At 55.3% G+C, this 11796-nt stretch carries 7 protein-coding genes; all 7 read right to left on the minus strand.

Going from position 1 to position 11796, the window contains the following annotated elements; translation table 11 throughout:
- Positions 1–58: 58 nt before the first annotated feature.
- On the minus strand, positions 59–733 hold the full coding sequence (locus ACW9KT_RS16790; protein ID WP_457082464.1) for a hypothetical protein: 675 nt from the start codon (positions 731–733) through the stop codon (positions 59–61).
- 432 nt (positions 734–1165) lie between these two features.
- A complete protein-coding gene (locus ACW9KT_RS16795) occupies positions 1166–2626 on the minus strand; it encodes a hypothetical protein (RefSeq protein ID WP_457082466.1) in 1461 nt (486 codons plus the stop codon).
- A 111-nt stretch (positions 2627–2737) separates the two neighbouring features.
- On the minus strand, positions 2738–4294 hold the full coding sequence (locus ACW9KT_RS16800) for a hypothetical protein (protein ID WP_457082468.1): 1557 nt from the start codon (positions 4292–4294) through the stop codon (positions 2738–2740).
- Positions 4295–4353: 59 nt separating this feature from the next.
- On the minus strand, positions 4354–7827 hold the full coding sequence (locus ACW9KT_RS16805; protein ID WP_457082470.1) for a hypothetical protein: 3474 nt from the start codon (positions 7825–7827) through the stop codon (positions 4354–4356).
- A gap of 308 nt (positions 7828–8135) precedes the next feature.
- Positions 8136–9584, minus strand: a complete 1449-nt coding sequence (locus ACW9KT_RS16810; RefSeq protein WP_457082472.1) for a hypothetical protein — start codon at positions 9582–9584, stop codon at positions 8136–8138.
- Positions 9585–9735: 151 nt separating this feature from the next.
- The gene (locus ACW9KT_RS16815; protein WP_457082474.1) at positions 9736–10128 is read right to left on the minus strand and encodes a hypothetical protein; all 393 of its coding nucleotides are present in this window, start codon (positions 10126–10128) and stop codon (positions 9736–9738) included.
- A gap of 116 nt (positions 10129–10244) precedes the next feature.
- Entirely contained in the window at positions 10245–11639 is a 1395-nt protein-coding gene (locus ACW9KT_RS16820; protein ID WP_457082476.1) for a hypothetical protein, read from the minus strand.
- Positions 11640–11796: the final 157 nt, after the last annotated feature.

The following is an 11796-nucleotide window of genomic DNA, read 5'->3' on the forward strand; positions in this document are numbered from 1 at the left end:
TGACCCCTGTGTTGACACCCTTTCTCGCTCTTTAGATGCACTCGCACAGATTAAGTCTCTACCCGCCGATCCGCCCAATTTTCGGAATTACCTGAATCAAGAAGCGCTTGTTAGCCCCTTCGCGGGCGCCACGGTAGCGACCGGTGCCGTAGAAACCACTACCACCAATAATAAGCTCAATGTTGCTATCCTGACTGAAATTCAAACCATTCTGCTTCCAGAAGTTCAGCAAGTTCAGCGCACGGCGGTAGCTAAGCTGATACGTCAGCTGCTCTTGGGAAGTATTGCGGGGGTCGTTGCCCGCGTAGCGCGCCGCCATGCCTTCTACAATAACCAAGTAGCGCACCGGTTGCTCAGTTTTAATTGTCTTGAGCACAGAGCGCAACGTTCTGCCCGCTTGCAGCAAAGCCGGCTTATACGCATCCTGAATCTCGTCTTGCCCTGCCTTGAACTGTACCGGTACTAACAACTCGTGCCGCTCCAGATTCGGGTCGTAGCGGAAGTATTTGCCCTCCAGCCGCTGCAAGGACCGCCGAATTTTGGTGATTTGCTCCAGCTCTTCGGCTTTGGCTTTCAGCTCGCCGTTAGCCTGTTGCAGCTCTTTTTCGCGGTCTTTGAACAGCTTGAAGCTGTACACAAACAGCACCAGCATCACCACAAACAACGAGGTCATCAGGTCCACGTAGCTGGGCCAGAAGAAGTCGTTGGAAGAGCGGTTTTGGGAATCCTGCATGCTGCGATTTTTTAATTTAAGCGTTTCTATTGGCTCTTTATGTCGATGCTACTTAATACCTCTGGCAACCTGCACACTTTACGATATGAGTATCAGAATCACGTTATTGAGGTTACAGATATCCGGGATATAGGAGTGAACGGACCGGAATCCAGCATCATTACTATTGACGGAGCAGTTGTTGGTAAAACAATGCGCTTCAGTCCTGATATAGTCTTACATCAAGGGTATCTGATAACGTCACGGTTCGGGAGCCAGTGTTTTCAAGATGGCTTTCGACTTACGTTCATCCACCTTGCATCGAAGCAGATCTGTTCTTTCGGTGATACCAAAGCTGTTTTGCTTGTGAAAGAAGTCAATGCTGGCCGCGTTTGGTACTTTCTAAATGGCAACCGCACAGAACTTGAATCAGTACCGCTCCCTATCTAACGCTTACTGCGGCTTCACGCCGCCAAACAGACTATCCATAGCCCGCTGCATGCGGTTCTTGGCGGTGGCCTTCACTAACACTTCGTTCAGCGTAGATAGCTCCATCAGTATTTTGGCTTGAATCTGTGAGTCCATCTCGATTTTGCGCATCAGCTCGCGTTGGGTGGCGGTTACGTCGCGAGATAGGTTTTTCTGCTCAGCGTCCAGGTTTTTGAAGGGCTCCAAATAATGAGTAATGCGGTCGAAGACGTTTTCCTCATTGAGGCGCTGAAAGTATTGACCCCACTTTTCGTAGGCCTGCTGGGCGTCGCGCTCGTGGAAGCTGAGGCGCTGCTGCATTAGGTCGGTGAGGCGGCCGGTGGCTAGGTCGAAGTACTGCTCGGTGCGGGCGGCCACATTGGTCATTTCCTTTTCGTGGCGCTGGAAGAAGTCGAGCTGGTGCTGAATCAGGTTGTCATGCTGGCCGATGTATTGACCCACATTGTTAATGCCGCGCTCAAAGCCCGTCAGCCGGTCCAAAATGCTGCTGACGGCCGTAGCTATGGCGGTGCCCTGCTCCAGCATTTGGTTAAGCCGCTGCTGATAACCGACGAACGAACCGAACAACTCCGCTGACTCCCGTACTTTGTCAAATACGGCCAAGTTAGCATTCGCCATCTTATCGAAGCCGATTTCATTGAGCTTCACCAGGAAGTCGCGCTGCACTTTCACGTTTTCCGTCAGCGTGCCGATAATGGGCTCGAAAATCGTGACTTTGCTTATAAAATCCTGGTTGAACGCATCCAACACGCCTTTCAAAGTAGAGAGGCTGTTGGCCATGTCGTTGTGCAACACAGGCAGCAGACGAGCTTGCAGGAAGGTGTAGTATCGGTTCTGACCTTGTTCGAGCTGCTGGTTGGCCTTCCGCACCAAACCATTGCCCAGCAACGTCAGCAGTAAGCCCACGAAGCTGCCGGTCATGGCAATAAGTACGCCCGTCAGGAAGGGCGTCAGCGCATCTTCATCGGATACGCCGTTGCGCGCAATACCCACTAAGCCTAGAATTACGCCCAAAAAGGTCCCCAGCAACCCTAAGTACAAAGGCGTAGCCACATTAGCCTGCACCTCGTTTTGCAGCACCTGCGACTGCCGCTCCGATATGTCCTTCAGAATGCCAAAATCAGCCGCCGCGCCTTTATTGTGGCGCAGGTAGTCGTTGGTATCGGTCAGAATTTCCTTAAAATCAGCTGGCACAGCATCGGCCCGAATCAGGTCGATCAGGTAGGCGTCGGCGGGGGCGTTGGCGGCGTAGGGGGGCAAATCTTCACCTTCGGGCGTTATGAGGCGGCGCTCTACGCGCAAGGTGTTTTTGCTTGGGTAAAGCCGCGTAAGGCGCTCAGCCTGGGCGCGGGTTTGCAGGAAGGTGCGCACCTGCAAGCCCACTACCACGAGCACCACGGCTATTTCCAGATAGATTTCAAGCATCAAGCAAGAGTTTGTAGAAACACGCACCGCCGCGTTTGGCATACGCGGCGGTGGAGTGAAGTCACGAATACAACTACAAAGAAACAACGCGTAAAGCGTTGGGGTACGTTCCTACTCGAAATGAATAGCGGCTTTCTGCTCAATCTGCCAGTTTCCGTTGCTTTTAAACAGCGTTCCTTCCTCATCCGTCACGATGCGCGACACCGGTCCGCTGGGCTGCTGGTAGCGGCAAGCTTCTCGCAAAGAATACTGGGCGCTTTGGATAGCGTAGGCATGTACAGCCGAGTTGGAAGTGACCCGGAATGTGGCGCGCTCCGGCTGCTTGGCATTCACCGTTATTTCGTAGATGCTATCGTGCTGGGGCTTTTCCTGCAAGTCGTAGGCGCTGAAACCACCATTAACGGGCACTTTTACATAGTAACGTGTGGGCGCTAGCTGGTCTTCTTGCTTGATCGTCATCGGGGCCGCCCCCGACCACGTATCAGTCGTGGGTAGCTGCACTGGCGGCACTAGGCTATCGAAGTCGTCGCGCGGGGCCGCGGCGGGCGGGCCTGCGGGTATCACAGGGGCTGGCGGAGCTACTTGCGCTTCAGCCATCGATGCTGGCGCTGGGGCAGCATACGTTGGTGCGGGAGTAGGCGCAGGCGGTGCGGGAGTAGGCGCAGGCGGCGCAGTAACCGGCTGTCGAGGTGCGGGCGGCGTTGGAGCAGCTACTGGGGCCACCGGAGGAGCGACGGGAGCAACCGGCGCGGCGGCAGTGACCGGAGCCACGGGCACTGTGCGTGCTGGCGCTGGCGGAGTAGCTTGTCTGGGGGGCAAATTTTGGGCAGCGGGCTTATTCTGCGCCAAGGCCGCTGCTACGCGCTGTTCCACTAGCTTTTCAATATCACGTTGCAGTTCCGGCGTAAGCTTTTTCAGGCTGGGGATTTCGCTTGGCATGGCCAGCTTAACGGCTTCCAGCTCGTTGCGATGCCGGTCGGCGCGGGTATTGAGGGCACCTAGTTGGCGACGCTGCAAGGCAAAAAGCGCCAGGCTAAGCAAAGAGAAAACCAGCGCAATAGGGGCAAAAAGCTTACTTATAGTGCTTTCGGCGGCATAGGTGCGGGGGCTACTTACACTAGTACCCGCCGGCAGCGCCACCCCCACATCCGAATCATCAGCTGTATCCGCCAAGGATGCCGTATCAACTGCCGTGTCCTCAGCAACTATGTCTGCGCCGGTGTCACCCAGGGGCGTACCGTTTTGCACAAAGTTTTTGAGACCCGCGTCAAGGGCAGTCAGCCGCTGCATACGGGCGGGGTCGCTGGTACGGGCGGGGTTCTTTAACCGATTGATTATCTCGGTGGTGAGTTTATTGAGCCGCGCCTCATCCGTGGTCAACCCGTTATAAATTGCCCCCCGCTCTAGTGGTTTATACAAGCGACTGTACACGCTTTGCTTGTCGGTCTTAATGCTGTTTTCAAACGCTTGCAAGCTACCATCACAGCGCAATGTGCTCTTCAAATCAGGCACCCCAGTATCGTCGTACACAAACTTGACCGTGGCACACCAGATCTGGGTTTTTGCTTCGTCAAGGGAAGGTTTGCCGAGTTGCGTTTGGGCGTGGGCTCCAGAAACGAAGAACACCATGCCTAGCAGCAAGGCAACAAAACGGGAAAATATTTTCATAGCAAGAAAGGCAACAGTATAACGCCATGCAAAATAGACTTCTGCATGGCGTTATTTCATTATGAATTCGGATTAATCAGCTCCCGGCTCAGGTTATACAGCGCTTGCTTCATCGGGTAGAAAAACAGCGTCTCCGGCAGTGTTTCGCCCTGACCAAGGTTGCGTCCAATCTGATGCAGACCCAAGTTCAAGCTGTCCTCAATCTCGCGGAGCAGGAAGTCTTTCACCTTCTGCCGGTCCACATCCACGCCTACCTCGCGCATGAGTGGGGCCACGTCGTCGTTGTCGAGCACGATTTCGAGGAAGCGGCGGGTGTTTTCAATTACCGATTGCTTGAGGTCGGCATCGACTTGCGGAATCTTGAGGCGGGCCGTGTCGATATCAGCGCCTTCGAGGGCACCGTTGAGCTTCACAGTCCGAATCTGGTCGAAGTCGGCGGCGCTGGTCGCGCTTTCCTCGAAGAGCACGCCGCCGTTGGTGGTAGCTTCTTTGGGGTTGTCGGCTAGAATAACGCGGAAGTTCTGTGGCGGCTCCTGCCCAGTAGCAGCGCGGAACACGGCTTTGGTGATCTTTTCAATGGCCGCTAGGCTGCTGCCACCGCTGAGCAAACGCAGATACAAGCTACCCTTGCCCGAGAAGCACAGATAACGCGGCGTTTTCAGACCCAAATGCTGCACCAGCTGCGCTACATGGTAGATAATAGCCGTGTAGTGCAGATAAAACAGCACCCGCAGCTGCCGCCCTTTGCCCAAGCCCAAACTCTGCGTAAAGCGTAACGCCTCGTTATAAGTAAAGAGCAAGCTCGTAACATCGGCCGAACCAAAATCGGGGTTTTGCAAAGCCGCGCGTAGGTAACCTTTGTACTCCTGGTTCTGCTCCGAATCGGGCAGGCTTTCCACGTACTGCACACCGAGGCGCAGCAAGCCATTTTGCTTAGGTGCGCCCTGCACGCGGGCGTAACCGTCGCCCCACAGGTCGTCGCCGGCGAAGCGGAAAGACGAGCTGTACGAAGGTTTTTGCTCCGCGAAAATCAGCAAGTCGGTAGTGCCGCCGCCGATGTCGATGTTGATGACGTTCTCGTCGCGGTTAGGTACCACTTGGTTTGTGGCCGTGAGGTAGTAGTACGGCGCCACCGACTCGGAAATGCACTGCGTAGGTCGACGGGCGCGGAATACCTCCTGGAAGGCCTCATCCCACACCTGCTGAAACTGATTGCGCAGGAACAAGTCAAAGCTCAGGGGGGCAAACCACACCACACGGGTATCTTCCAGAATACCGCCGTACTGCGCAGCCTTATGCTTCATCAGCAGCAGAATCTCCTTGAAGAAAGCTGCGATGCGGTTCACGCCTTGGGGGTCTAGCTCCGCCGACCATTTAAGGTTGGTCACGAAGCGGTTCTGAGGCGGCTGGTTGGTTTCAGTATTGATGCTGAAGCCGATATTGATGTTGCTCAACACTTTGCTGGGCTCGTTGGCGTAGGAGTTGGTTTCACAAACCGCCGTCCGAATCGGAAATTCATACACCGACTGCTGTTCACCCACGATGCTCGGCACAAACTCCCGATTCTGAATCAGAGGAATGTCAAACAGCTGACCAGGCCCGCGCATGTAGCGCTGGAAGGCCGAGTAACCTGTATCAGGCAGCGGAGCGTTCAGCAGTTCAACCTGCAAGTCGCCCTCGCCAATAGTAAATGGCTTAGGGTGAGCCGAAGGGCCGTCAGCGTAGGCTACGTGCGTATTGCTGGTACCGAAATCGACGGCGAAGGTAAAGCGACGGGTACCACGGTCCAGTTCCTTCCAGCGCGGCACAATAAGACCACGTGCCGGCTCCGCACCCAGCGTAGCAGGCGGGCAGGTTAGTTCGGCAAGGTCGAAGTGGGTGCCAGTGATTTCGTAGTAGGTACTACCAGCCGTGGCTACGCTCTTCTGAGTACGCTCAAACTTGGTAGCCCGACGCGCAGCGCCTTGGTCAGTTAGCCGCTCTCCACCCACGAAAAAAGTAAGATCGTAGCGGCGCTGCAGCATGGTAGGGCTGTTATCGGCATCCACAAGCATGACTTTGTAGAAGTCATTGTACTCGGGCTGTGCACGCATTTTATAGAACGGGAATACACCCAGACCAATATTAGCCCGAACGATGCGGCCCTTCTCCGGAATCTCGCGGCCCTGTGCGTCCTTGGGGTTTTGCGGATTCTGGTAGTAGCTACGCTCAAACGTGATAAAACGCCCCCCCTGCACCGGCACCCGCACGTTCACCCGAACATGGTTCAGGTCGATAGTAAACGTGACCAGCTCGGCCAGATCGTGCTCGGTGAAGTACTCGAAGAAGGACTGCTTCAGGGGCAGCAGGTACGGAAACCGCGCCCGTCCCTGGCTATCCGCGCCGTACTGGAAGGTTACTTTGCCAGTGTGGAAGCGCTGGGTATTTAGCTCATAGGGTAGCTCTACCAGCGCATCTTCTAGGAAGTCGCCAACGGTGAGGTAAGGATACTTGAAGCCTTTACCGGGCAGCACCCGATTCTCCAGCGTCAGCTCATCAGCATAGGGCACGGGCGTGCGGTCGTCCCAGGGCTGACCGTTGAGGTAATTTGCCCCCTGCATCGTTAGATTCGGGCGCAGCACCAGCGGGCGCAGACGGCCCGTGTTGCTTTCGCGGGTAGGCTGAATAAACAGGTCGCTGCTCATCACCGCCGATTGATCGGCGCGACCGGGCAGCGGCACGTACTTCACGCTCACCAGGTTGCCCTGGAAGTCGGTGATGGCGGGGTACTTGGCGGCAAAGCGCTGGGCCGTGTGCTCGCCCTGCATCTGCATCTGATTGATGCGGCTACGATCGAGGCCAGCGAATACGCTGCCTGCAAACTCGCGGCGCTGCAGCTGCGGATACGCTAGAAACAGCTCGTACACAAACTCCCGGAACGCCGGCGAGCGGTCTTCCAGCAGCACAATCTGGTTATCGAAATAATGCCCCCTAGCCTGAGCGCGCTCTAAGTCTAGTGGTGCCACCGTCGGGGCTGTGAAGAGCAGGGTAAGCGGCGAAGTGCCTCCCAACAAGCGCGGCCCACCTGGCAGATCCGGCGACTCATAGAATACCAGATACATATCCGTGAAGTCACGGAAACGGTCGTCTTGCAGGAATAGGCGCAAAGTTTCGCCTAACAAGCGCGTGCCTTCATCACCCTGCATTTTGCGTAGCTCTGTCTCCGCGTTCCAACGCCGCAACGTGATTTTGCGGCCAGCCTGGGTGTAGAGGTTATAGTTGTAGAGCACCTCGAACAGGTCCCAGTAGTGCGACACCAGCTCGTGGTACACCGAGCCCGGATTGCGCTGTCCCTCACGAGCCAGGAAATCGAAGGCCGTTTCAAACAAGTGCATCCGCGCAAACGGCGTTGGGATGGACACCGCCACATTCTTGGCTCGTCCGCCGGTGGGGTCGGTTACAGTGTCAATTTCGGTGCTGGTGATGGGGGCCGTTTTCTGCCAGCCTTGCACCTGCTGGGAGCCGTTATTATGTAAGCGAAGGACTTTGGGCATTCCTGTAGTCGATTATGTCGATTGAGTAGTAATTCAATTCCCCTCCTCAGATGAGGAGAGGTGCCCGAAGGGCGGGGTGGTTGGTGGGCGTTGCCGAGGTTGTTTAGTCTGTCATGCAGAGCGCAGCGAAGCATCTCGCTCGCAGTCATTGCAGTAGTAACTCAGTCGTCAGCACGTGAGATGCTTCGCTGTGCTCTGCATGACCGCCTAGAATGTCGTTCAACTAAACAACGACATCAACCACCCCAGCCGCCACTTCGTGACGGCGTCCCCTCCTCATCTGAGGAGGGGAGCTGGTCGTTCTTATCTTATACCACCTTCACCTTCTCTTCAAACGCTTTATCCGTTACGCGGTCAAATAGGGCCAGCAGCTTCTTGAAGTTGTCAGGCTCCTGGATGGATTTGGCGGCGTCGTTGAGCTGATTGAGGAAGTAGTTCTGGCTCAGACCTTTATTAAAGAAGTCATTCCACTTTTTCTCCACGGGCTTGCCGGCAATCATGGCGTTGAAGTCGTCGGTGGTGAGGTCGAAGGGGCGGAAGGCGCGGCGGTTCTGGGCCAGTTCTTTTAGCCACTCGTCCACGCCGAATTCGGGGCTGTGGAGGAAGTTGTTTAGCTCCTTGAAGATGGGCTCATTGCGCATGGCATAGTCCAGGTTCAAGTTGTCGTGGTAGGGGGCTTTATCAGTGGGCAGGTGCTGCTTGTGATAGCGCGTGAAGTACAGGAACTGCGTCAGCTGCTTAGCAATCATTTCCCGCGACTCGTCGGGTAGGTGGCTGAAGTTCAACTCTTGCGTGTCAACGCCCAGTCCGTACTCGTGGAAGTGTGGGCCACCGTTGCGTAACTCCGCATCGGGGTATTGCATGAAATCCACGATGCTGAGCGCGGCCAATAGCTCGATAAGGTGAGCTTTATTGCGCTGAGCCGTGCCGCCGGGCTGGTTTTCGTAGGGCGTATCGGGCGTATCGGCCAGGTAATACAGCGCGTCGAGTCCTTGCAGATTGTGCTCGTAGTAGCTGAGCGCGGCCTTGGTTTTGGTCAGGAAGCTGTTGGAGTCGATGATGGAGTTGTCCTCCGATTGCAGCGCGAAGTAAGGCATCACCGTTACGGCGCCGGTGAGGGCATCACGCAGGTAGCGGGCATTGCTCAGGCGGGTGTTTTGGTCCTTGAGGTTTTTGAGCAACAATGGGAAGCCCGCCGCGCCCGTACCGCCGAAGATGCTGGAGATGAAAAACACCCGGTCGCCGGCCTGGAAGTTGTCGGCGAAAAACCGAATTTCCGGTGAGTCCACAACCTTATTCAGCACTACACTACCTACGTTCGGGGAGCCGCGGAAACCGATGGTAAGGGGGCTTTCCAGGTTGTCCTGGGTGAAAAGCAGTTCAACTAACCCTTTGGAATCAATGGACAGCTGATCGTAGCTCAGATACTGGCGGAAGCTTTGGTTGATGCCGCCGAAGTCGAATACGAAGGTGTCTTTTACGCCGCCATTTGTATCAGCGGAAATGCTGCTGAGCGTGCTAATGTTGGTGTGGAAGAAACCATCCTCACGCTGGCCCAAGCGGTTATAAATCTGCTGATAGCTTTTCAGCATATCCACTGTCCGGTTCATGTCGCCGTTGTGGGCGTCGGGGTCAATGATGATAGGTACTACCCGGTCGCAATTGGGCAGTTGTACGCCGGCGGCCAGCAGCATCGTGAGCGAGCGAATAACGCGGGAGCCCGTGCCGCCAATACCGAATAAAAAGAGTTTAGCCATTGAATCGCAGAGTTTGCAGATTGATCAGTTTTCGCGGATGCGTGATGAGACGCATTAAGTGGCGATGTATCGCTAGAACCTTCAGGTCAATGCCTGCTTCTAGCGTAACGACATAAACGACAAAGACGCGAGGTAACGCGTCTTTGTCACATTAAAAAGGAGTTGTGCTGGCGTTGGTGGAGCCTTTGCGCAGGATGACAGAAAAGAGGAAGAACCATAGCAGACCGTACACTGCGTTCAGTGTAGCCAGCCAATACACGTAAGAATGTTCGGCTACTTGCTGGCTGTTGCACTGCACAATAGCGATGATGAAGGCGATGATGGCATTGGCAATAAGGAAAATTGCCCAATGGCGGCCCTTGTTGAAGGTAGCCACGCCCATGGCCCGGTTGATCAGGTAGTAGAAAACCAGCACCAACCCCAGCGAAATAGCTATAGTTAGTAAGCCCACGTTGGGGAAAATCACCTCGCGGTAAACAGGCGTTTCGGAGGACGGCTGGGGGGAACCGATGAGTTCGTAGAGAAAACGGAAAAATGATTTCATAGCGGAAATGTACAAATAACTTTGAGTTGAGATTCGCTGAACGTTGAAATTGCATCAGAATTGTGCGCCCAATGCAATTAAAGGCGTTCAACCAGCCGCCGAATTGAGGCTAGGCATTACTTGGCAGGCTCGAGGGTTAACGGAATCTGAAAAACTGGAGGCTGCTGACCATTTCCAAGCGCCGTAGCTACGCCATCGACGAGGCTGGCGAAGGCGAAGGTTTTGGGACCCGCTTGGTTGATGTTGCTGTCGTTTTGGGTGGTCCACTGGCTTACCCAGGCGGGGCGGGCGTCGTTGAGCACCACTTGGAGAGGCCGCGCGGCGCGGGCCATTTTGGTCAGGCGCACCTTCACGAAGTGGGTGTACTGGTTTTCGGGGCCACTGCTGGCGCGGGTCTGGTCGGTGGCCTCGGCCACGTTCACGATCTTGGCGTCGGTGTCCTGGCCGACGAGTTGGAGGTTCTGCTTTAGATAGCTTAAATCGCGGTAGAGAGCTGGCATGTTGCTCAAGTTCAGGCCCAATACGAACTCTACGGGGTTTTGGGCTGAAGCTTCCTGTACGGCTACCGTGTAGTAGGTGGCGCCAGCTTCGCGCTTGCTGGCGGTCTTCTCACCATAGTACCAACTGCCTTTATTCTGGTATTTATTGAGCAACGAAGCCACCGGGCGCGGATACTTCACGCCGTAGTGTACCTGCTCGGCCGACTGTTTGGCCAGCAGTGCTGCATCAAAGCGCCGCACGGCATCTTGGGGGCCAATTACCCAGAAATAATAGGGGATGTCGGTGTCGCAGCAGTTAGGCACTTTCCGCGCGCCAGTCATGATAGCCGGATAAAACGTGCCCTGAAAATCAGAGGTGAAACCATACACCGACACGGCCAGATCGGAGCGGCGGGTGCGGCTGATAGCGTCGGTAATGTCGGTCTTGATATAAGGAATAGCGCCGGTGTTTTTTGGCGAGTAGATAAAGTCCGAAATCAGGACGCTGACCGTGTTGGGCGCGTAGTAGTTGCTGACTAGCGTATCGAGTACTGTGGGAATGTCGGTGCTGCTGGCGGGCTCCTTGATGCCACCGCGCACGGTGCCAGAGAGCTGCTGGTACGAGTCGCGGTAGGGTTTCTCCTTGATACGGTAGTACACTTTGCGGCTTGCGGCTGAGCTATTGTTCAGTTCCGACAAAAACTGCGCGACTTGCTGCTGAAAGCGGGTGTTGCTGGCATCGGCACCGGGCTTGGGCATAAAGCCTTCCATAGAGCCGGAAACTTCCAAAAACACATTTACCTGAGCGAGCGGAGCAGCGGCAGCATCTGTTTCTGCTGCCACGTTGGGTGCGCCTTTCTCAGGAGCGACTTTGGCGTTGTCGCGGGGCATCTTGGTCTGATCATTCTCAACCTGTTGCTCCGAGACGGCGTCGCCTTCGGTCTTTACATCTTCGCGAGAGTAACAACCAGCCAGCAACAGCAATACGGCGGCCAGCGCAGGTTGAAAACGGAATCTGGGGGGCAAATTCATAGAAGCAAAATAGAAGCAAACGGCCCGTGCCGCAACCTGCGTACTGCCAGCCGGGCTTATGGGTTGTGGAGGAACGCTAAGAGAAGCGTAAAATTTTGTGCCAGTTCGCGGCAAGCGGCCTTATCGATATTATCGAAAGTTTTTGAATTAAGCGGTC

This window comes from Hymenobacter sp. HD11105, from assembly GCF_054051685.1.

Excerpts from the sequence above, each read along its gene's own strand:
- ACW9KT_RS16790 (WP_457082464.1), bottom strand. The coding sequence starts at position 733 with ATGCAGGATTCCCAAAACCGCTCTTCCAACGACTTCTTCTGGCCCAGC.
- ACW9KT_RS16795 (WP_457082466.1), bottom strand. The coding sequence starts at position 2,626 with ATGCTTGAAATCTATCTGGAAATAGCCGTGGTGCTCGTGGTAGTGGGC.
- ACW9KT_RS16800 (WP_457082468.1), bottom strand. The coding sequence starts at position 4,294 with ATGAAAATATTTTCCCGTTTTGTTGCCTTGCTGCTAGGCATGGTGTTC.
- ACW9KT_RS16805 (WP_457082470.1), bottom strand. The coding sequence starts at position 7,827 with ATGCCCAAAGTCCTTCGCTTACATAATAACGGCTCCCAGCAGGTGCAA.
- ACW9KT_RS16810 (WP_457082472.1), bottom strand. The coding sequence starts at position 9,584 with ATGGCTAAACTCTTTTTATTCGGTATTGGCGGCACGGGCTCCCGCGTT.
- ACW9KT_RS16815 (WP_457082474.1), bottom strand. The coding sequence starts at position 10,128 with ATGAAATCATTTTTCCGTTTTCTCTACGAACTCATCGGTTCCCCCCAG.
- ACW9KT_RS16820 (WP_457082476.1), bottom strand. The coding sequence starts at position 11,639 with ATGAATTTGCCCCCCAGATTCCGTTTTCAACCTGCGCTGGCCGCCGTA.